Raw genomic sequence first — 21,738 nt, forward strand, 5'->3', positions numbered from 1 at the left:
GCCAGAGCACGTGACCCAAGCGGCAACGAGATAAGGAAGCAAGGACTATGGACCACTCCGGCAACACTCACGACGCGGCGGTCGCGTCCGGCGGCAAGTGCCCGATCGACCACTCCGCGCCCGCTCCGCAGACGGTCGTGCCCTCCACGGCGCTGCCCGTGGTGGAGATGCCGCGGATGCGGCAGCTGCTGAGCATCTGGGCTCGCCCCGAGCCCTTCCTGAAGAGCTGCCGCGCCAAGTACGGCAGCCGGTTCCGCGTGACGATCATCCCCGGCATCCGCATCCATGTGATCTCCGCGCCGGAGGACGTCAAACAGATGTTCTTCGCGCCCCGGGACGTGCTGCACACCGGCTCCAGCAACGGCCCGATCGAGAAGTGGACCGGGCAGAACGGCCTCGCCTGGCTGGACGAGGACGCGCACACCACGCGCCGACGCAGCGTCATGCCCAGCTTCCGCGGCGACGCCCTGAAGCGCGTGGAGCAGGCCGTCACCCAACTGGCCAAGGAGACGGTCGCGTCCTGGCCGCGCAACCAGGTCGTCTCGGTCCACCCCCACGCGCACCGCTACACCACCAAGGTCATCCTCGAAGTCCTCTTCGGTGAGCACCGCCCGTCCTGCGAGGACGAGATGTTCGAGGAGGTGATGAAGATGCTGGACTTCAACTCCCGGCCCGCGTCGATGAAGATGTTCCACCGGATGCCGCCCTGGCGGGTGAAGCTGCTGCGCCTGATCCGACCCAACGGCGTCAACGAGTTCCTGACCCGCCGCGAACGGGTCTACCGCACGCTCGACACGGCCATCGAGGAGCGTGCCCGGTCCGGCGCGCCCGGCGACGACCTGCTGGGCGTCATGCTGGGCATCACCAACGCGGACGGCTCCAAGCCCAGCCGCCTAGAGATGCGCGACGAGATCATGACCCAGTTCCTCGCCGGTACGGAGACCACCGCATCGGCCATCTGCTGGGCGCTGGAGTTCCTGACCCGGCACCCCCACGTCGTCGAGCGGCTGCGCGCGGAGATCGAGGAGGGCAGCAGCGACGAGTACCTGACGGCCGTGGTGAACGAGGTGCTGCGGCTCGGCCCGCCGATCCAGCAGATCGTCCCCCGCGAGGTGGTCAAGCCGATCGAGATAGGCGGCGTGCGCTACGAGTCCGGTGACCGGCTGTGGGCCAGCGCCTACCTGCTCAACCGGGACGAGCACAACTACCCGGAGCCCGATGAGTTCCGGCCGGAGCGCTTCCTCGGCGTCAAGCCGGCCTCGCACACCTGGATCCCGTTCGGTGGCGGCCACACCCGCTGCCTCGGTGACCGGATCGCCTTCGTGGAGCTGAAGGCCACCCTGACCGAGATCCTGACCACCTGTGACGTGGAACGTGCCGACGCCGCCGCGCAGCTCGCGCACAGCCGCACCGTCGTCAACATCCCGAAGGGCGGCGCCCGCATGGTGTTCCGCCCCCGCAAGGTGACGGCGGTGTCGGCCGCGGGCTGAGCCCCGACCGCTGCCCGTGGGGGCGCCAACTGCACGGACGCCGAGGCGCGTTCGCGGCGGCTCGGCGCCCCCCGGTAGGTTGGCTCCGCCGTGCGCGGCCGGTTTCGGCCCGGCGGCGTCATCAGACGGTCCCCGCACACGGGGAGTGGCGGGAGCGGCCCTCCGACCGTCAGGGGCGAGGCCCCCGGAACCCGGGGGCGCCCGGGTGGGACACGGGCCGCCCCCGCGACACGCCGTACCCGGCGGGCTCGCCGCGCGGGTGCGCGTCCGTTCCACCCGAGATGGAGGGTTTGCATGAGGATCCCGAACTCCGCTTTCACCGAACGGCCCTGGAGGTTCCACGAGTTCGTCAAGGACTTCGCGATCGAAGACGTCTGGGACCTGGACACCCCGGGCGGACCCGACGGGCTGGCCCACCTGGTGAACCAGTTCGACAGCGACGGATCCGACTTCAAGCCGTCGCCGATGTACAAGCTGCTGTTCGCGATCCGGTGGCGGCTCGGCGCCGTCCTGAAGTGGGACGGGGACGAACACGGCGTCGGTCCGCGCAACCCCTCGCTGCGGGACCGTCTGCCGGCGGACCTGCTCGACGCTCCGCGCGGCCCGGACATGAAGGTGGTGCCGCTGAAGTCGGTCTACCAGACCTCCGACGAATGGGTGACCGAGGTCGTCAACAAGACCGTGCACGCGGCGATGCACATCGGTTGGGTGGACGACGGAGACGGCCGGTACCACGCGCAGATGACCGTGCTGGTCAAGACGAAGGGCCGACTGGGGAAGATCTACATGCCCCTCATCCTGCCCTTCCGGCGGGTCTTCGTGACGCCGTCGCTGGTCAAGGCGATCGGTCGTTCCTGGCACGCGCGATCGGCCGGTTGAGGGCGTACGCCCCGGTGGCCACGCCGCCAGACGGCGCGGCCACGCACGGCCCCCGCACCTCACCCCGCCGGTCCCGCGCACGGCGCCCCCGGCGGACGGGCGGCGCGCCCGTTCCCCCGCCCGCTGCGGAGCCGTCCGCCGCCGACGGAACTCCCGCGCAGCGGGAAACTCGCCGGATTCCTCGCCGCAAAAGTGTATCCACGGGGGCCGTTCGCGGATCGTGGAGCACATAAGGCTTAGAGGGGGCTGGAGCTCTATGGGCAGGTACGAGGGCGGACAAGGGGACACCGGGGTGGATCGCGATGCCGTCGCCGTCATCGGAATGTCGTGTCGGGTTCCGGGCGCCGCGGACGTGCGGGCGCTGTGGCGGCTGCTGAGGGAGGGCGAGCACGCGATAGCGGACGCGCCCGCCGACCGGTGGCCGACGGACATCCCCGAACTGGCGAGCCACCCCCGGGGTGGATTCGTGGACGGCGTCGGTGACTTCGACGCCGAGTTCTTCGGCATCTCACCACGCGAGGCCGCGGTCATGGACCCGCGCCAGCGCATGGTGCTCGAACTGAGCTGGGCGGCCCTGGAAGACGCCTTCCTCCCCCCGGAGAGCCTGCACGGCAGCGCCACCGGGGTGTTCCTGGGCGCCACCGGCGACGACTACGCCTCCCTGGTCCACCGGCACGGCGGAGACGCACTGTCCCACCACTCCATCGCCGGCCTCAGCCGTGGCCTGATCGCCAACCGGGTCTCCCACCAACTGGGCCTGCACGGGCCGAGCCTCACCGTCGACACGGTGCAGTCCTCCTCCCTCGTCGCGGTGCACATGGCCTGCGAGAGCCTGCGGTCGGGCGCCGCGGGACTGGCCCTCGCCGGCGGGGTCCACCTGAACCTGGTGCCGGAGAGCACGATCGCGTTCGCCCGCGCCGGCGCACTGTCGCCGGACTGCCTCAGCCACACCTTCGACGCCCGCGCCAACGGCTTCGTCCGCGGCGAGGGCGCCGGCGTCGTCGTCCTCAAGCGCCTCGCCGACGCGGTCGCCGACGGCGACCGGGTGTACTGCGTGCTCCTGGGCGGCGCCGTCAACCACGACGGCCCCGGTGCCCTCACTGTGCCCAACGCCGAGGCGCAGAGCGCCCTGCTGCGTGCGGCCTGCCGGGACGCGGGAGTGGACCCCGCCCAGGTGGGGTACGTCGAGCTGCACGGCACCGGCACCCGAGCCGGCGACCCGGTCGAGGCGAGCGCCCTGGCCGCCGTCCACGGCGAGGGCCGTGACAGCGGGCAGCCGCTGCTCGTCGGGTCGGTGAAGACCAACATCGGCCACCTCGACGCCGCCGCGGGCGTCCTCGGCCTGATCAAGGTCGGCCTCGCGGTGCAGCACGACCTGCTGCCCGCCAGCCTCCACTACGAGACCCCCAACCCGGACATCCCGCTGGAGCAGTGGAAGCTCCGGGTCAACGCCGCCGCCGGGCCCTGGCCCGAAGGACCCCGACTGGCCGGCGTCAGCTCCTTCGGCATCGGCGGCACCAACTGCCACCTCGTCGTCGCCGCCCCCGAGCGGCTACCCGAGCCGCGCCCGGCGACGCAGACCGCACCCGCCGCAGCCGCCGGACCCGTGCCCGTGACGGTGTCCGCCCGCACGCCCCGGGCGCTGCGGGAACAGGCCAAGCTCCTGCACGACTGGGTGCGCGACGACGCCGATCTGCACCCGCGGGACATCGGCCACTCCACGGCCACCACCCGTTCCCCGCTGAAGAACCGGGGCGTCGTGCTCGCCGCCGACCGGGCGGAACTGCTGGCCGGACTCACCGCATTGGCGCAGGGCACACCGTCCGCCCGGGCCGTCACCGGTACCGCCGCCGAGGGCGGTGGCGTGGTCTGGGTGTTCTCCGGGCAGGGCGCCCACTGGGTCGGCATGGCCCAGGGCCTGTGGGCGGCGAACGACGTGTTCGCCGCCCGCATGGACGAGTGCGAGCAGCTGCTCCGGCAGTACGGCGGCTGGTCACTGCGGGAGGTCCTCGGCGACGAGACCGCACTGAAGCGGATGGACGTCGTCCAGCCCGCCCTGTTCGCCGTCATGGTCTCGCTGGCCGAGGTGTGGCGCTCGGCGGGACTCAAGCCCGACGCGGTCATCGGCCATTCCCAGGGGGAGATCGCCGCCGCGACCGCCGCGGGCATCCTCTCCCTGGCCGACGGGGTGCGACTGATCGTCGCCCGTGCGCGGGTCATCACCGAGAAGCTGTCCGGGCGGGGCCTGATGGCCGTGCTCGACCTGCCCGCCGACCAGATCGACCAGAGCCGGGTGTCCATCGGCGCGGTGAACTCGCCCGGCACCGTGGTGATCTCCGGCGACCCCGACGCCGTGCGCGAGGCCGTCGCCGACTGCCAGGCGAAGGAGATCCGCGCCCGGATCGTCCCCGTCGACTACGCCTCCCACTGCGACCACGTGGAATCCATCCGGGACGAGGTGCTCGCCGGAGTCGCCGGCGCCGCGACCACCGACACCGGAGTGGCGTTCTACTCCACCGTCGTCGCCGGCCGGGTCGACCCGGCCGAGCTGGACGCCGAGTACTGGTACCGCAACCTGCGGGAGCCCGTGCGCTTCGCCGACACCGTCCGTGCCCTGTCCGCTGCCGGGCACGGCACGTTCGTCGAGGTCAGCCCGCACCCGGTGCTCGCCATGCACATCGCCGCGACGGTCGGCTCGGCCGTCGTGCAGCCCACGCTGCGCCGCAACGAGGAGGAGACGCACCGGCTGCTGCTGTCCATGGCGGAACTCCACAGCCGCGGCGTCGACCTGGACTGGCGCCCCTGCTTCACCGGCGCCCGGCGCGTGACGCTGCCGACGTACGCGTTCCAGCGCGAGACCCACTGGATCGACGGACCCGCCGCAGCGGCGCCCACCGTCCGGCCGACGTCCGCCGCCCCGGCCCCCGGGGCCGCCGCGCCCGCCGCCGTCGAGACCTCGGAGCAGGACCTGTGGACGCTGGTGCGGGGTGAGGCCGCGGTCCTCCTCGGGCACGCCGACACCGCACGGATCGGCGCCGACCACACCTTCAAGGAACTCGGCTTCGACTCGGTGACCGCGGTGCAACTGCGCGACCGGCTGAACGCCGCGACCGGACTCCAGACGCCCGCCTCACTCGCCTACGACCACCCGACACCCGCCGCGGTGGTGCGACACCTGCACGAGCAGCTCGCCGGACCCACCGAGGACCGGGGCGCAGCGGACGCCGTCCCCGGCGCCGTCACCGATGACGAGCCGATCGCCGTCGTCGGCATGAGCTGCCGGCTGCCCGGCGGCGTGGTGACCCCGGAGGACCTGTGGCGGCTGGTCGCCGACGGGAACGACGCGATCACCGGCTTCCCCGAGGACCGGGGCTGGCAGCTCGCCACGGACACGGACTTCGTGCCCGCCGGCGGCTTCCTGGAAGGTGCCGCCGAGTTCGACGCGGGATTCTTCCGGATCAGCCCGCGCGAGGCCCTCGCCATGGACCCCCAACAGCGGCTCGCCCTGGAAGCGGTGTGGGAGGCGCTGGAGAACGCCGGCCAGGACCCGACGGCGCTGCGCCGCACCAGCACCGCGGTGTTCATGGGAGCCATGGCCCAGGACTACCTGCCACGCCTCCAGGACGTGTCCGGCAACCTCGCCGGCCACGCACTGACCGGCGGCTCCGGCAGCGTGGTGTCCGGCCGGATCGCCTACGCCCTCGGCCTGGAGGGCCCGGCCGTCACCGTCGACACCGCATGCTCCTCCTCCCTGGTCTCGGTGCACCTGGCCGCCCAGTCGCTGCGCTCCGGAGACTGCTCCCTCGCCCTGGCCGGCGGCGTCACCGTGATGTCCACCCCGGGCATGTTCGTGGAGTTCGCCCGACAGGGCGGACTCGCCGCCGACGGCCGCTGCAAGGCGTTCTCCGACACCGCCGACGGCACCGGCTGGTCCGAGGGCGTCGGCGTGCTGGTACTGGAACGGCTGTCGGACGCGCGACGCAACGGCCACCGCGTGCTGGCCGTGCTGCGGGGCAGCGCGATCAACCAGGACGGCGAGAGCAACGGCCTCACCGCCCCCAACGGCCCCTCCCAGGAACGGGTGATCCGCCAGGCGCTGTCCTCGGCCGGTCTGTCCCCGGCGGAGGTCGACGCGGTGGAGGCCCACGGAACCGGCACCAGCCTCGGCGACCCGATCGAGGCGCAGGCCCTGCTCGCCGTCTACGGCCAGGGCCGCGAGGAGCCCCTGTGGCTGGGCTCGCTGAAGTCCAACATCGGGCACACCCAGGCCGCCGCCGGGGTCGCCGGGGTGATCAAGATGATCATGTCGATGCGGGCCGGGGCACTCCCCAGGACGCTCCATGCCGAGCAGCCCTCCCAGCAGGTCGACTGGTCCTCCGGCACGGTCCGACTGCTGACCGAACAGCGCGACTGGCCGCGGGCGGACCGCCCCCGGCGCGCCGCGGTCTCCTCCTTCGGGATCAGCGGCACCAACGCCCACGTGATCATCGAACAGGGCGATCCCGCACCGGCCGGAGCACCCACCGCATCGACGGCAACCGCGCCGAGCCCGGGCGCCACGGTGTGGACGGTGTCGGCGCACAGCGCCAAGGCCTTGGCCGGGCAGGCCCGGAAGCTGGGCGCCGCGCTCGCGGCCGACCCCGCAGCGCACCCGCTCGACGTGGCCCGCTCCCTGGTCACCCGACGCGCCCGTCTCGACCACCGCGCCGTGATCATCGGTACCGGCCGGGAAGAACTGCTCACCCAACTGGACGCCCTGGCCCGCGGACAGCGCGCGTCCGGGGTGGTCACCGGACACGCCTCGGCGGCACCCGCCGTCGGCGTGCTCTTCTCCGGGCAGGGCAGCCAACGCCTGGGCATGAGCCGGGAACTGATCGAGGGGTTCCCGGTGTTCGCCGCCGCCTGGCACGAGGTCTGCGCCGCACTGGACCCCCTGCTGGAGCACCCCGTCGACGAGGTCGTCGCCGCCGAGCCCGGCTCCGCGGCGGCCGGACTGCTCGACGAGACGGCGATGACCCAGCCCGCCCTGTTCGCCTTCGAAGTGGCCGCCTACCGGCTCCTGACCTCCTTCGGGGTCGAGCCCGCGGTACTCGTCGGGCACTCCATCGGCGAACTCGCCGCCGCCCACGTCGCCGGAGTGTTCCCGCTCGCCGACGCGGCCCGCCTCGTCGCCGCCCGCGGCGCCCTGATGGGCGCCCTGCCGCGCGGCGGTTCCATGGTGGCCGTGCAGGCCGGCGAGGAAGAGGTACGGGCCGCCCTGGCCGGACACGAGCAGTACGCCTCCGTCGCCGCCGTCAACGGGCCCGCGGCCGTCGTCGTCTCCGGTACCGAGGACGTCGTCACCGAGGTCGCCGCGGCGCTGGCCGCCCAGGGGCGCAAGACGAAGGCGCTGCGCGTCTCGCACGCCTTCCACTCGCCGCTGATGGAACCGATGCTGGAGGAGTTCCGGCAGGTCGCCGAGTCGGTCACCTACGCGCCGCCGCGCATCCCGGTCGTGTCCAACGTGTCCGGCGCCCTCGCCGCACCGGGTGAGCTGGAACACCCCGCGTACTGGGTGCGCCACGTGCGCGAGGCCGTGCGGTTCGCCGACGGGGTCGCCGCCGCGGTGCGGGCCGGCGCCCGGACGCTGATCGAGGTCGGCCCCGACGGAGTCCTGTCGGCCATGGCCGCCGACGCCTCCGCCGACCCGAACCTGACGGCGATCCCGCTCGCCCGCAAGGGCCGTTCCGAGGCCCGGGCGGCGACCGAGGCCCTGGCCCGGCTGCACGTCGTCGGCGTTCCGGTGGACTGGCGGGCCTACCTGGACCTCGTCGGCCCCGCCGGAACCCCCGTCGACCTGCCCACCTACGCCTTCGACCACCAGCGGTACTGGGCGCAACCGGCCCGACCGCAGGGCGACGTCACGGACGCCGGACTGGAACCCGTCGGGCACCCGTTCCTGTCGGCGGCCACCGAACTCGCCGTGGGCGACCAGGTGGCGTTCAGCGGAACCGTCGACCCGGTCACCGCACCTTGGCTCGCCGACCACACCGTCTTCGGCCACACCGTGTTCCCGGGCGCGGCCGTCGTCGAGATGGCGCTGCGCGCCATCGAAGGCACCGGCAGCCGCACCCTCGAAGAAATCACCCTGCACACGCCGCTGACCTTCGCGGAGGGCGCCGTCCAGGTGCAGGTCGTCCTCGGCGGGGCGGAGCCTTCGGGCCGGCGCCCGATCGGCGTCTACGCGCGCCCGGTCGGCGGCTCGCGCGCCTGGACCCGCCACGCCACCGGGCACGTTCAGCGACAGACCCCCGCCCACACCCCCGCCGTGGACGTCCGACCGCCGGACGACGCCGCTTCGGTGGACCTCTCCGGCTTCTACCCGGAACTCGTGGACCGGGGCTACGGGTACGGCCCGGCCTTCCGGGGACTGCGCTCGCTGTGGCGGCTCGGCGACGCGGTGCACGCCGAGGTCCGGCTGCCCGAGCAGGCGGCGCACGGCACGGCCGGATTCGCCGTGCACCCGGCCCTGTTCGACGCCGCACTGCACCCGGTGCTGTCGCTGGTGGCCTCCGACGATCCGACGCGGGCGGTGCTGCCCTACTCCTGGTCCGGGGTCACCCACCACGGGCCCGCCACCGACCGACTACGGGTCCGCGCCGCCCGGATCAGCGCCACCGAGGTCTCCCTCGCGATCACCGACGCCGACGGTGCGCCCGTGCTGACCGTCGCGTCGCTGGCCCTGATGCCGGCCTCGTCGGACCAACTGGCCACGGGGTCGCTCGCCGACTCCCTCTTCGCGGTGCGCTGGTCGCCGCTGGAAGCGGCACCGGACGAGTCGGTCGGACCGGTCGACCTCGTGCGCCTGGAGGGCGCCGCCCACCCGGACGTGCCCACCGCCGCACGGGCCAACACCGCGGCGGCACTGGAACTGGTGCAGCGACGGCTCGACGACCACCACGACCGGCCCCTGGCCGTCGTCACCACGAACGCCCTGGCCGTCCTCCCCGGCGAGACGCCCGATCCGGCGCTGGCACCGGTGTGGGGCCTGGTGCGCTCCGCGCAGGCCGAGCACGACGGACAGTTCGTGCTCGTGGACACCGACGGCACCGAGGAGTCACGACGCGCCCTGGAGACCCTGGACGCAACGGTGCCCGAGCTGGCGATCCGCCGGGGCGAACTCCACGCACGACGACTGCTCCCGGTGACCGCCGCCCCCGACGCCCGGCCGGACTGGGACCCCGACGGCACGGTGCTGCTCACCGGCGCCACCGGTGGACTGGGGGCCCTGCTCGCCCGGCACCTCGTCGTCGAACGCGGCGTGCGCAACCTGCTGCTGCTCAGCCGTTCCGGGGCGGGCCCACTGGCCGCCGAGCTGACCGCACTCGGCGCCCACGTCACCGACGCCGCCTGTGACGTCTCGGACGCCACAGCGCTGGCCCGGCAACTCGACCGCATCCCGCAGGAGGCCCCACTCACCGCGGTCGTGCACATGGCGGGCACGCTCGACGACACCACCGTGGAACTGATGACCCCGGAGCGCGTCGACGGCGTGTTCGGCCCCAAGGTCGACGCCGCCTGGCAGCTCCACGAACTCACCCGGAACACGCCCCTGTCGGCCTTCGTGCTGTACTCCTCGGTCGTGGGCGTGATCGGCAACGCGGGCCAGGCCAACTACGCGGCGGCCAACGCCTTCCTCGACGCCCTGGCCGAGCACCGCGCCGCGGAGGGACTGCCCGCACTCTCGTTGGCCTGGGGCCCGTGGGAGATCGGCATGGCCAGCGCCCTCGGCAAGGCCGACCTGGCACGCTTCCGGCGCCACGGCATGGCGCCCCTCACGGCGGAGCGGGGCACGGCCCTGTTCGACGCCGCGCTCGCCGCCGACGAACGGCTCCAACTCCCGGTCCAGATCGACCGGGCCGCCCTGGGCCAGGACACCGTGCCCGCCCTGCTGCGCACCCTGGTCCGACCCGTCGCCGCGCCCACCCCCGTCGAACCGTCCGCGGTCGAGGAGGGCGGGGAGTCCCCCATGGCGGCCAAGCTGGCGGCCCTGTCGGCTCAGGAGCAGCGCGAGGAGCTGGTGTCGCTGCTGCTGGAGACCGCGGCCGTGGTGCTGGGGTACCCGTCCTCCGAGGACATCGACGCCGAGATGTCGTTCCAGGAGATCGGCTTCGACTCCCTCAGCGGCGTCGAGTTCCGCAACCAGGTCAAGCTGGACACCGGAGTGCACGTCCCGGCGACGGTGATCTACAACTACCCGACGCCCGCAGCCCTGGCGGAGCGCGTGCGGGAGTTGTTGTTCCCCGCGCCCCAGGGGCCGGCGGACGAGGACGTCGACCTGCCGGCCGGCCACGCGGGACCGGCCGGCCGCGATGACATCGACGGCCTCGACGGGATCGACGACATCGACGAGCTCGACATCGAGGCGCTCGTCCTGCGGGCGAACTCCGAATGATGACCCGCTCGCCCGCGGGTGAGTGCGTTGACCTGGAAGTGGTGGAGAGATGAAGCCGGAAGACCTGAAGGCCGTGCGCACGTTCGTCAAGGAGCGTCTCGGCGGCCCGCACACCCAGTGGGACGGGCTGGAGGACAAGCCCTCGGACGTCTACGAGAGGTTCCGGGAGACCGGACTGGCCAACTGGTGGCTGCCCGAGGAACTCGGCGGCCGTGGGTTGAGCCTGGAGGACGGCGTCGAGATCGTCAACGAGATCGCCTACGGCGACGCCGGAGTGGCCTTCACCCTCTTCATCTCGGTGCTCGGCACCAGCATCGTGCAGTTGTACGGCTCCGAAGAGCTGAAGGCCCGGTACCTCGCCCCGATGGGCGAGCGGGGCGCGTTCTGCGCGACGCTGGGCAGCGAACGGTCCGCGGGCAGTGAACTCGCCAAGATCGAGACCTCGGTCGCGGTCGACGGGGACGAACTCGTCGTCACCGGGGAGAAGTTCTTCTCCACCAACACCGACTTCGCCGACTTCCTCGTGGTGGTGGCGCGTTCCGCGGAGGACCCGGAGGCGTACCACGCGGTGCTGGTACCGCGGGACACCCCCGGGGTGGAGATCGTGAAGCGCTGGGACGTCATCGGTCTGCGCTCCTCGTACACCTACCAGGTCAGTTTGCAGGGGTGCCGCGTCCCCCTGGCGAACCGGCTCGACGGTTCGGGGCTGCGGCTGCTGGAGATCGGCCTCAACGCCAGCCGCATCCTGATCGCCGCCACCGCGATCGGCGTGGCCCGGCGCATCCGGGACCACTGCATGACGTACGCCAAGAGCAAGCCCCTGCGGGACGGGACCCTCGTGGAGAGTCCGGTGTTCGCCCAGCGGCTCGGGCAGATGGAAATGCAGATCGACGTCATGAAGAGCCACTGCCTGCGCGCCGCCCGCGACTACGACGCGATCATGTCCGCGCCCGACGCCGCCGCCCGGTTCCACCGCCAGGGCACCTTGAAGTCCGCGCTGACCGCCAAGATGTTCTGCGGCCAGGCCGGTTGGGAGGTGGCGAGCGTGGGCTCCGAGATGTTCGGCGGCCTCGGCTACACCCATGAGCTGCCCATCGGCAAGCTGGTGCGGGACGTCCGTTACGTCTCCCTGGTGGAGGGCGGCGACGACGTCCTGCGCGATCTGCTGTTCAGCCGCTACGTGGTCCCGGTGCCCCGCCGCTCCTAGCCTGCGTTCCGGGAGCGGACCCCGATCGTCACGGTCCGCTCCCGGCGGCGCTACCGCTCCTCGGTGGCGAACGCCTGACGGACGGCAAGGCTGTCCTCGTACACGTGGTGCCGGGTGACCAGGCCCTCTTCGAAGGTGAGGTGCAGGGCGAACCGCGCGCGGTACGCACGTCCGGTGGACCGAGCGGTCTGGCGGATCTCGCCGGTCACGACCGCGTCGTTCCCGTCGACGAGGATGCGCTCGACCTCGGTCGCCACCAGCTCCGGCACGTGGTGCTCGGCGAGTTCGCGGTAGTGGGCGGCTGCGTCGGACCGAGTGCTCCGATGACGGATCCAGGGCGTGGCAGCACGACCGTGCTCGGCCTCCGGCCAGCTCAGCTGCCAATCGCCCTGCTCTGCATACAACTCGGCGATGCGCTCGGGGTCGCCCTCGCTGATCGTGCGCAACAACTTCTCCACCGCGAGGCGGGTGTTCGTGGGGGTGGCTATGGACATGGTCGGCCCTCCGTGTGGTCCGCGTTCCACTCACGCGGTGAGGTCATCAACCTAGCCCGCACGGTCCGACTGTGACGATCAGCTTCGAAGCGGGGCACGCGCCCCGGGCGACCGGCCGCGCGGGCGTCAGGGGACCTCGGCCTCGAAGAGGGCGGTGCAGCCGTGCACCGTCACCGTGTGGACGGGGAAGCGGGCGGCGAGTTCCGCCCGCAGGTCGTCCAGGCTGTCCTCGGAGTTGTTCATCATGCCGCGCCGGTTCCACGCCGCGAAGCTCGCCCGGGCCGCCGCGCCGACCGGCACCCCCTTGCTCAGCACGGTGGCGCCGAAGAGGCGCCCGCCCGGTCGCACGCACGCCGCGACGTTGTCGAGCACCGCGGCCTTCTCACGGATGCTGCCGGGCACGCAGTGCAGCAGGAAGTTCAATGAGGCCGAGCCGAAGGACGCCCCGGGCAGCGGCAGCGGTTCCAGGGCGTTGGCCCGGACCGTCTCGACGTCGAACCGGGCCAGCCGCCGGGCCGCGTGGCGCAACGAGTGCTCGTTCAGATCGGCCAGGGTGATGGACTGCTGCGGGTCGGTGCGGCAGTTGTCGAGGAAGTAGCCCGTGCCCACCCCGACGTCCAGGTGCTCCGCGGAGACGTTGCGGTCGAACATGGCGACCACTTCGGACACGGGGACCCGGAACAGGAACCGGCAGTTGATCTTGAAGGCCACCACGTCGTACACGGGGAGCGTCCACGGTCGGTAGACGGCCTGGCCGGCGTACACCTGGTCGGAGTGGGACGAGGCGGTCACGGGGGAACCTCCGGCCGGCGGGCGAATGCGTCGGGTCACGACTATACGGGGCAGGAGTTCCGTACCGCTCGCGGCAGTTGGGCCAGTCGGCGCAACGAGCACCGCACCCGAAGGGCGCAGGCGTGCGGGTGCGGACGGGCCCTACGGCGCGGCGGTCCCGTCGCCCGGCACGAACCGGCCGTACCCACCCCGGTAGAAGAGCAGCGGACCGTCGTCGTCGCCCGTGCCGAGGGCGTGCACCCGGGCGACCACGATGTGGTGGTCGCCCGCCGGGTGTTCTGCCTCCACCGAGCACTCCAGCCAGGCGAGTGATCCGTCCAGCACCGGCTGTCCCGACGGCGACCCGGACCACGACACCGAGGCGAACTTGTCCGGGTCGCTGCGGGCGAGCCGCCGGGACGTCTGCTCCTGCCCGGCACCCAGGATGTTGACGCAGATCCGTGCGGAGGTCCGCAAACCCGGCCAGGTCCGGCTGCCCCGCCCCGCGCAGAACGACACCAGCGGCGGTTCCAGCGACACCGAGGTGAAGGAGTTCACCGTCAGACCGCTCGGCCGGGCGTCGCCGCCGGGCAGCCCCGTGACCACGACCACCCCGGTCGCGAATCGCCCGAGTGCGGTGCGGAACGCGTCCGCGTCGGGTCGCCCCGGGGCGACCGTGAATCCGGTGGCTGTCATCCGCCCAGGATCAGCGGTGCCGCTAAAGCCGCGCCAATTCCCGGCTGAATTAGGGCTGCTTTAGCGATCGGTCCTAGCGTCCGGACCGAAAGGGAAAGGAGGTCGAACGTGGTGGACCGCACCGTGCACATTCTGTCCGCGGGAACCGCCCTGCCCGGGCAGCCCGTCGACACCGAGGCGTTGGCCGGCCGATTCGGAATGGACCGTTTGTGGGTCCAATGGGTAGACACGTTCATCGGCACCCGCACCCGGTACCTCGCACTCGATCTGGAAACGGGGGAGCCCCGAGAATCCCTCGCCGACCTCGCCACCGCCGCGGCCGGCACCGCCCTCGCCCGGGCCCGGGTGTCGGCCGAGGACATCGACCTCGTGGTCCTGGGCACGGCGACCCCCGACACCCTGATGCCGGCCACCGTCAACGTCGTCGCCGACCGGCTGCGCATCGACGGCATCCCGACGTTCCAACTCCAGTCGGGCTGTTCGGGCGCCGTGCAGACCTTCGACCTCGCCACCGCACTGCTGTCCACCGGCCGCTACCGCACCGCCCTGGTGCTCGGCGGCGACGTGATCGCCAAGCACTACGACGTGACCACGGACCTCCGGACGTTGCCGCCGGAGGAACTCGTCAACTACGTGCTCTTCGGTGACGGCGCCGGAGCGGCCGTCCTCAGCACGGAGCACCGACCCGCCAGCCCCCGCATCCGTTCCGTGCTCACCCGGCTGGCCGGCCTGGACCGGGCGCCGGGCCAGGTGCTCCAGTGGTACGGGCTCGCCGACCGCGACAGCGCCCGCGCCCCCGCGCAGGAGGACTACAAGGCCATCGAGGAACGCGTACCCGAACTCGCCGACGAGGTGGCCCGGGAACTCCTCGACGACCTGGGGTGGGAACACGACGACGTGGACTGGCTGCTGCCGCCACAGCTCTCCGTCACGATGACCGAGCGGATCACCGAGCGCCTCGACTTCCCGAAGGCACAGGAGATCACCTGCGTGGGGGAGACCGGCAACAACGGCAACGCCCTGCTCTTCTTCCAACTGGAACGGCTGCTCGACCGGATCGTAGCCCCGTCCCGGGCGATCGCCGTGGCCATCGAATCCAGCAAGTGGATCAGATCAGGGCTCGCCCTGGAACTGGACGGAGGAGTCTGACATGGCGGTCCCCCTCACCAGAGCGGATTTCGTGGGAATCCTGCGCGACGAGATCGGCCTGGACGTCACCGAGGTCGACCTGGGACGCGGACTCGACGAACTGACGGGCTGGGACTCCGTCCACCTCCTCGCCCTCCTCGTCCTGTTGGAAAAGGAGATCGGCACCCCGCTGTCCCTCCCGGATTTCCTCGATGCCGGAAGCCTGGAATCGATCTACGCATTGGTGACCCCGTGACGGAGCGCCCCTTTCCCACCCAGCGTCGGCACACCCTGTTCTTCCTCGACCAGATCCGGGACTTCGCACCGGTCCACCTCGACACGGAGGTCGACGCCACCGCGATCGTCGCCTCGCGCCGCCGCGCGGTCGAGGCGGGCACCCGCCGCTCCGTCGTCGCCCATGTGGTGCACGCCGCCGCCGCGGTGCTGCGGAAGCACCCCGAGGCCAACGGCGCGATCCGGGGCCGGCTCGATCCGACCCTCGCCACCTACGACACCGTCAGCGCCAAGGTCACCCTGGACCGCACCCTCGACGGCCACCGGGTCGTCCTCGCCACGGTCATCCCCGTACCGGAGGACGAAACCCTCGACGGCGTCCAGGCCCAGCTGGACCGGGTCGCCACCGAGGACCCCGACACCGCCGAACGGTTCGCCCCCGTCCGCGCGCTGCACTCCCTGCCCTGGCGGGAGGCGCTGGACCGGTTCCGGGCGGCGGCCGGGCTCCTCCACCGGCGCCCCGAGATCACCGGCACGTTCAGCGTCACCTCCCTCGGCCACCGGGCCGTCGACGGCTTCCACTCCGTGGGCGGCACCACCGTCACCCTCGGCGTCGGCCGCATCGTCGACCGACCCGTGGTCCGCGACCACGAGGTCACCGTCGCACCGGTCCTGCGACTCTCCCTCACCTTCGACCACCGGGTCATCGACGGAGCCGAAGCCGCCGACGTCCTCACCGAGATCAAGGACGCGCTGGAGGAGCACCCCGCATGACCCACCCCCACGCACTCCGGGCCACCGGCGACGGGAACGACCTGGACGAACTCAAACGCTTCGTCGTGGCCCACGCCCTCTCCCAGGGCCTGCCCGCCGACCACCACGCCCCGGTCCTGGACCGGATCACCACCGACACCGGCGACGCACCCGGTTCCTGGGCGTACGAATGGATCCGCGCCGGCGACGAACGGGACGCGGTCGGCGCCACCCTGGCCGCCAGCCAGTACTACGTCATGGGACGCTTCCCCTACGTGGACGGCCCCGGCCGGGCCCGCGCCCTGCACCGCGCGGTCGACGCCTTCGACCGCTGGCGCACGACCGAACCGACCGGCATCGAAGCGGAGACCGTCGACGTCGACGGCGTCCCCGTCCGCATCTGGACGGCCGGCCTGTCCGCGCAGGACCCCCGCCCCCTCCTCGTGGTCACCGGCGGCATCGTCAGCCCCAAGGAACAATGGGGCGTCCTGCTCCCGCAGATCACCGCCCTGGGACTCGCCGGCGCCGTCGCCGAACTCCCCGGTGTCGGCGAGAACCCCCTGCGCTACGCCCGCGACAGCACCCGACTGTTCACCGCCCTCCTCGACGCCCTGGCCGGCCGGGCGGACGTCACCCGCACGTACCTCCTGGCCCTCAGTTTCAGCGGACACCTGGCGATCCGCGCCGCGCTCACCGACGCCCGCATCCGCGGCATCGTCGGCAACGGCCCCCCGATCCACGACTTCTTCACCGACGCCACCTGGCAGCGCGGCCTCCCCGCGGTCACCAGGAACACCCTCGCGCACCTCGTCGGCGTCCCCCCGAAGGATGTCCACGCCCACCTCCACGACTGGGCCCTCAGCGACGACGAACTCCGCGCACTCGACGTCCCGTTGGCCGCGGTCACCGCACTCCGGGACGAGATCGTCCCGCCGGGCGACCCGGACCGGCTCCAACGACACGTCACCGACCTGCGGCTACTGGAGCACGACGACGTCCACGGAGCACCCCGGCACCTCGCCGAGACGAAGGCGTGGAGCCTCCTCGCCCTGCAACGCATGCGCCCGGACGCCGACCCGGCCGTCACCGAACGACTCGTCGCCGCCGTCGCCGCCGCACGACGACCGGGGCCGACCCCGTGACCACCCCGACCAGCCGGACCGGCCGATCCGCCGCACCGTCCACGCCGGTCGCCGGCGACTGGCTGCGCCAGTACGCACCGGCGGACCCGGACGCGCCCTGGGTGGTCCTCTTCCCGCACGCCGGGGGATCGGCGGGCTTCTTCGCACCTCTCGCCCGCGCCCTCGCCCCCTCCGTCCGGGCCCTCGCTGTCCAGTACCCCGGCCGCCTGGAGCGCCGCGACGTGCCACCCGTCGAAGACCTCAGGGAACTGGCCCACGGCGCCGCTGCGGCGATCGCGGAAGCCGTCGAGCGGACACCGGGCCCCCCGCGGACCGCCCCCCTGGCCTACTTCGGACACAGCATGGGCTCCCTCGTCGCCTACGAGGCCGCCCTGCTCGGGGAACACGGCCGGGCACCGGCCCCCGACGCGCTGATGGCCTCCGCGGGCCGCGCCCCCGCCCGCACCCGCGTCGACCCCGCCGTCCTGCGCAGCGACGAGTCCCTCATCGACGAGGTCCGGCTGCTCGGCGGGACCGACCGGGCCGCCCTGGACAACGCGGACCTACGGGCCCTGATCCTCCCCGTGCTGCGCGCCGACTACCGCGCCCTCCAGCGTTACGTCCCCGCCCCCGCTACCCGGGTCCGCTGCCCGGTCACCGTGCTGATCGGCGAGGACGACCCCCTGGTACCGCTCGCCGACGCCCGGCGCTGGCGCGACCACACCACGGACCGCTTCCGGCTCCACGTACTGCCGGGCGACCACTTCTACCTGAATCCGCGGCTGCCGGACGTGGTGGACACCGTACGCACGGTGCTCGCCGACGTGTCCCGACCGAGAGCGAGGCTGTAGTTGAGCGGCAACGGCAACGACGTACGGGAAGCCCCCACGACCCCGGTCGCCGTGATCGGCACGGCGTGCCGACTGCCCGGCGCACCCGACCCCGACGCCCTGTGGGAGCTGCTGCGCGAGGGGCGCAGCGCCATCCGCGAGGTGCCCGGGCACCGCGGCGGCGGGGACGCCGTCGCACGGCTGGCCGCCGGCCACCCCGGCATCCGGTACGGCGGCTACCTCGACGCCATCGACGGGTTCGACCCCGAGTTCTTCGGGATCTCCCCGCGCGAAGCCACCGCCATGGACCCCCAACAGCGGCTCGTCCTCGAACTCGCCTGGGAGGCGCTGGAACACGCGGGCGTCTTGCCCGCCTCGCTGCGCGCCACGCGCACCGGCGTCTTCGTCGGCTCCCTCGCCGACGAGTACGGTGCGCTCGCCCGCGGGACCGACCCGGGCCGCCACACCCTCACCGGCACCACCCGGGGCATCATCGCCAACCGCGTCTCCTACGCGCTGGGCCTCGGCGGACCCAGCATCGCGGTCGACACCGCCCAGTCCTCGTCCCTCGTCGCCGTCCACCTGGCCTGCGAGAGCCTGCGGCGCGGGGAGTCGGAACTCGCGCTGGCCGGCGGGGTCAACCTGATCGTGGACCCCGCGTCCACCGCGGCCGTCGCCCGGTTCGGCGGGCTGTCGCCGGACGGCCACTGCTACACCTTCGACCGCCGCGCCAACGGCTACGTGCGCGGTGAGGGCGCCGGTCTCGTGCTGCTCAAGCCGCTCGACGCCGCCCTGCGGGACGGCGACACCGTGCACGCCGTGCTGCTCGGCAGCGCGGTCAACAACGACGGTGCGACCGACGGCCTCACCGTGCCCAGCCCCCGTGCCCAGGCCGAGGTGATCCGGCGGGCCTGCGCGGCGGCCGGGGTGTCGCCCGCCGCGCTCCAGTACGTCGAACTGCACGGCACCGGAACCCCGGTGGGCGACCCGTTGGAGGCCCGCGGACTCGGGCTGGCCCGGGACGACCTCGCGGAGCGCCCCGTCCTGGAGGTCGGCTCGGTCAAGACCAACCTCGGGCACCTGGAGGGCGCGGCGGGGATCGCGGGGCTGCTCAAGACCGTTCTGGGCGTGGCCCGGCGGGAGCTGCCCGCCACGCTCCACCACCGGGACCCCCACCCCGACATCGACCTGACCGGACTGCGGCTCGCCGTCCGTACCGAGGGCGGGGCCTGGCCCCGCCCAGACGAACGGCTCCTCGCAGGTGTCAGCTCCTTCGGCATGGGCGGCACCAACTGCCACGTCATCGTCGCGGAGGCACCCGACACGGCGGCACCCCGGCCGGAGCCGAGCCCCACCCCGGCCGTCCCCCTGGTCCTGAGCGCCCGGACCGGCACCGCACTGCGTGCCCAGGCAGCGCGGCTCTCCGCCGCGTTGGACCGGGCGGGCGACCCGACCGGCGGCCTCGCCCGCGCCCTGGCCACGACCCGCACCGCCTTCGCGCACCGCGCCGCCGTCACGGGGGACGTACGGCGGGGGCTCGCCGCGCTCGCCGAGGGGCGTGCGGCGGCCGGAGTGCTCACCGGGCGGGCCGGCGAGGGCACCACGGCCCTGCTCTTCCCGGGCCAGGGCAGCCAACGGCTCGGCATGGGGCGGCAGGCGTACGCGACCCTGCCCGGGTGGCGGTCCGCCTTCGACGAGGTCGCCGCCGCACTCGCCCCCCATCTGCCCCACCCCGTCGACCGGGTCATCTGGGCGGAGCCCGACAGCGAGGCAGCGGAACTCCTCGACCGGACCGCGTACACCCAGCCGGCGCTGTTCGCCGTCCAGGTGGCGACCCACCGGTGGCTGGCGACGCTCGGCGTCTCGCCGGCCTTCGTCGCCGGGCACTCGATCGGCGAGGTCGCAGCCGCCCATGCCGCAGGCATGATCGACCTCGATGACGCCGCGCAACTCATCGCGACCCGCGCACGGTTGATGGACGCGCTCCCTTCGGGCGGCGGCATGCTCGCCGTGGGGGCCTCCGAGGAACAGCTCGCCGAACTCCTGGCCACCGGGGACACGGTGGGCCTGGCCGCTGTCAACGGCCCCGCATCGGTGGTCGTCTCGGGCGAAGCGACCGCCCTCGACGCGGTCGCCGCACGGGCCGGGGAGCGGGGGTACCGCCTACGCCGGCTGGACGTCAGCCACGCCTTCCACTCCCCGCTGATGGAACCCGTGCTGGGGGAGTTCCGACAGGCCCTGTCCCGGATCACCTTCCGACCGGCGCGCATCCCCTTCGTGTCGACGGTGACCGGTGACCTGGTGGAGTCCACGGACGCCGACTACTGGGTGGAGCACGCGCGACTGCCCGTCCGCTTCGACGCGGCGGTGCGCCGGCTGCGGGAACACGGCGTGGGCGTCTTCGTGGAGACCGGACCGGGCACGACGCTGAGCGCACTCGGGCGGGACCTCACCGGCCGGGCGGCCACGCACGTTCCCGTCCTCGGCAAGGACGGCGATCCGGCACAGGCCCTCGGCCGCCTCTTCACCGGCGGGGTGAACCCGCGCTGGGACGCCCTCCTGCCGCCGGGCGGACCGCGCACGGCGCTGCCCACGTACGCCTTCCAGCGGGAGCGGTACTGGCTGGACCCGGCAGCCGGCGACGACCGTGACGAGCCCGCACCCGTCGAGCCCACGGCAGCGCCGACCGCCCCGGCCTTCGACGCCGCAGCCGACCTCGAACGCCGGGTCCTCGAAGAGCTGGCCGCCGTGCTCGGCTTCACGGACCCGGCGCGGGTCGACCGCACCACCACCTTCAAGGACCTCGGACTCGACTCACTGGGCCTCGTGGAGTTCCGTGACCGACTCAGCGAAGCCCTCGACACGCAGATCCCCGCCGCCACCCTGTACGCCCACCCCACCGCCGACGACCTGATCGCCCAACTGGGCTCTCCCTCCGGCAAGTCGGTGGTGGTTCCGGTGCGGGGGGCGGTGGATGACGACGATCCGGTGGTGATCGTGGGGATGGGGTGCCGGTATCCGGGAGGTGTGGAGTCGCCGGAGGACCTGTGGCGGTTGGTGGTGGACGAGGTGGACGCGATCGGTCCCTTCCCGACCGACCGCGGCTGGAACCTCGACACCCTCTTCTCGTCCGACCCCGAACGCACCGGTACCTCCCTCACCCAGCACGGCGGATTCCTCGACACCGTCGCCGAGTTCGACGCTGAGTTCTTCGGCATCAGCCCGCGCGAGGCCCTCGCCCTCGACCCGCAGCAGCGGTTGCTGCTCCAGGTCAGTTGGGAGGCGTTGGAGCGGGCGGGCATCGACCCCCACTCGTTGAAGGGCTCCGACACCGGGGTCTTCATCGGGGCGACCGCCTCCGACTACACCCCCCGACTGCACGAGGGCGGTTCGGGCTCCGACGGCTATCTGCTCACCGGCTCCGCGATCAGTGTGGCGTCGGGTCGGATCGCGTACGTGTTGGGTTTGCGGGGGCCGGCGTTGACGGTGGACACGGCGTGCTCCTCGTCGTTGGTGGCGCTGGACCTGGCCGTGCGGGCGGTGCGCTCGGGGCAGTGCACCGCCGCACTGGCCGGTGGAGTGGCGGTGCTCGCTTCGCCCGGCATGTTCGTGGAGTTTTCGCGGCAGCGGGGGTTGTCGGTGGATGGGCGGTGCCGGTCGTTTGGTGAGGGTGCGGGTGGTACGGGGTGGGGTGAGGGTGT

Annotated in this window: 13 protein-coding genes; 10 read left to right on the forward strand and 3 right to left on the reverse strand. The window is 72.9% G+C overall.

Annotation, left to right across the window (positions count from 1 at the left end; all coding sequences use genetic code 11):
- The first annotated feature begins 47 nt into the window (after positions 1–47).
- The 4 genes from ACFWIA_RS31155 to ACFWIA_RS31170 all read left to right on the forward strand — a co-directional run bounded on the left by ACFWIA_RS31155 (position 48) and on the right by ACFWIA_RS31170 (position 12,010).
- A complete protein-coding gene (locus ACFWIA_RS31155) occupies positions 48–1,490 on the forward strand; it encodes a cytochrome P450 (RefSeq protein ID WP_387010605.1) in 1,443 nt (480 codons plus the stop codon).
- A 294-nt stretch (positions 1,491–1,784) separates the two neighbouring features.
- Entirely contained in the window at positions 1,785–2,369 is a 585-nt protein-coding gene (locus ACFWIA_RS31160; RefSeq protein WP_387010606.1) for a DUF2867 domain-containing protein, read from the forward strand.
- A 292-nt stretch (positions 2,370–2,661) separates the two neighbouring features.
- Positions 2,662–10,803, forward strand: a complete 8,142-nt coding sequence (locus ACFWIA_RS31165) for a type I polyketide synthase (RefSeq protein ID WP_387010607.1) — start codon at positions 2,662–2,664, stop codon at positions 10,801–10,803.
- A 49-nt stretch (positions 10,804–10,852) separates the two neighbouring features.
- Positions 10,853–12,010 (forward strand): acyl-CoA dehydrogenase family protein, encoded by a 1,158-nt coding sequence (locus ACFWIA_RS31170; protein WP_387010608.1) that lies wholly within the window; start codon positions 10,853–10,855, stop codon positions 12,008–12,010.
- Between the two features lie 50 nt (positions 12,011–12,060).
- Here the strand turns inward: ACFWIA_RS31170 and ACFWIA_RS31175 are convergent, their stop codons facing one another.
- The 3 genes from ACFWIA_RS31175 to ACFWIA_RS31185 form a co-directional block, all read right to left on the reverse strand.
- A complete protein-coding gene (locus ACFWIA_RS31175) occupies positions 12,061–12,504 on the reverse strand; it encodes a nuclear transport factor 2 family protein (RefSeq protein ID WP_387010609.1) in 444 nt (147 codons plus the stop codon).
- A 126-nt stretch (positions 12,505–12,630) separates the two neighbouring features.
- Positions 12,631–13,296 carry a class I SAM-dependent methyltransferase gene (locus ACFWIA_RS31180; protein WP_387010610.1) on the reverse strand — a complete coding sequence of 222 codons (666 nt, stop codon included), beginning with the start codon at positions 13,294–13,296 and terminating at the stop codon, positions 12,631–12,633.
- A gap of 141 nt (positions 13,297–13,437) precedes the next feature.
- Positions 13,438–13,971 (reverse strand): flavin reductase family protein, encoded by a 534-nt coding sequence (locus ACFWIA_RS31185; protein WP_387010611.1) that lies wholly within the window; start codon positions 13,969–13,971, stop codon positions 13,438–13,440.
- A gap of 108 nt (positions 13,972–14,079) precedes the next feature.
- Here ACFWIA_RS31185 and ACFWIA_RS31190 point away from each other — a divergent pair, with 108 nt between their 5' ends.
- From ACFWIA_RS31190 to ACFWIA_RS31215, 6 genes are all read left to right on the forward strand, one after another.
- The gene (locus ACFWIA_RS31190) at positions 14,080–15,120 is read left to right on the forward strand and encodes a 3-oxoacyl-ACP synthase III family protein (protein ID WP_387010612.1); all 1,041 of its coding nucleotides are present in this window, start codon (positions 14,080–14,082) and stop codon (positions 15,118–15,120) included.
- 1 nt (position 15,121) lies between these two features.
- Complete coding sequence (locus tag ACFWIA_RS31195) at positions 15,122–15,355, forward strand: phosphopantetheine-binding protein (protein ID WP_387010613.1); 234 nt, start codon at positions 15,122–15,124, stop codon at positions 15,353–15,355.
- Complete coding sequence (locus tag ACFWIA_RS31200) at positions 15,352–16,107, forward strand: 2-oxo acid dehydrogenase subunit E2 (RefSeq protein WP_387010614.1); 756 nt, start codon at positions 15,352–15,354, stop codon at positions 16,105–16,107. The genes ACFWIA_RS31195 and ACFWIA_RS31200 overlap by 4 nt, the downstream gene beginning before the upstream one ends.
- Positions 16,104–17,228, forward strand: a complete 1,125-nt coding sequence (locus ACFWIA_RS31205; RefSeq protein ID WP_387010615.1) for an alpha/beta hydrolase — start codon at positions 16,104–16,106, stop codon at positions 17,226–17,228. Before ACFWIA_RS31200 ends, ACFWIA_RS31205 begins: the two co-directional genes overlap by 4 nt.
- Positions 17,225–18,058, forward strand: coding sequence for a thioesterase II family protein (locus ACFWIA_RS31210; RefSeq protein ID WP_387010616.1), 834 nt, complete (start codon positions 17,225–17,227; stop codon positions 18,056–18,058). Before ACFWIA_RS31205 ends, ACFWIA_RS31210 begins: the two co-directional genes overlap by 4 nt.
- The coding region (locus ACFWIA_RS31215; RefSeq protein ID WP_387010617.1) for a type I polyketide synthase at positions 18,059–21,738 on the forward strand (3,680 nt) is incomplete at its 3' end.

Source organism: Streptomyces sp. NPDC127068 (assembly GCF_042724695.1).
GTDB lineage: Bacteria > Actinomycetota > Actinomycetes > Streptomycetales > Streptomycetaceae > Streptomyces.

Coding starts and splice junctions, on each gene's coding strand:
- ACFWIA_RS31195 (WP_387010613.1), top strand. CDS start 15,122: ATGGCGGTCCCCCTCACCAGAGCGGATTTCGTGGGAATCCTGCGCGAC.
- ACFWIA_RS31205 (WP_387010615.1), top strand. CDS start 16,104: ATGACCCACCCCCACGCACTCCGGGCCACCGGCGACGGGAACGACCTG.
- ACFWIA_RS31160 (WP_387010606.1), top strand. CDS start 1,785: ATGAGGATCCCGAACTCCGCTTTCACCGAACGGCCCTGGAGGTTCCAC.
- ACFWIA_RS31170 (WP_387010608.1), top strand. CDS start 10,853: ATGAAGCCGGAAGACCTGAAGGCCGTGCGCACGTTCGTCAAGGAGCGT.
- ACFWIA_RS31155 (WP_387010605.1), top strand. CDS start 48: ATGGACCACTCCGGCAACACTCACGACGCGGCGGTCGCGTCCGGCGGC.
- ACFWIA_RS31185 (WP_387010611.1), bottom strand. CDS start 13,971: ATGACAGCCACCGGATTCACGGTCGCCCCGGGGCGACCCGACGCGGAC.
- ACFWIA_RS31175 (WP_387010609.1), bottom strand. CDS start 12,504: ATGTCCATAGCCACCCCCACGAACACCCGCCTCGCGGTGGAGAAGTTG.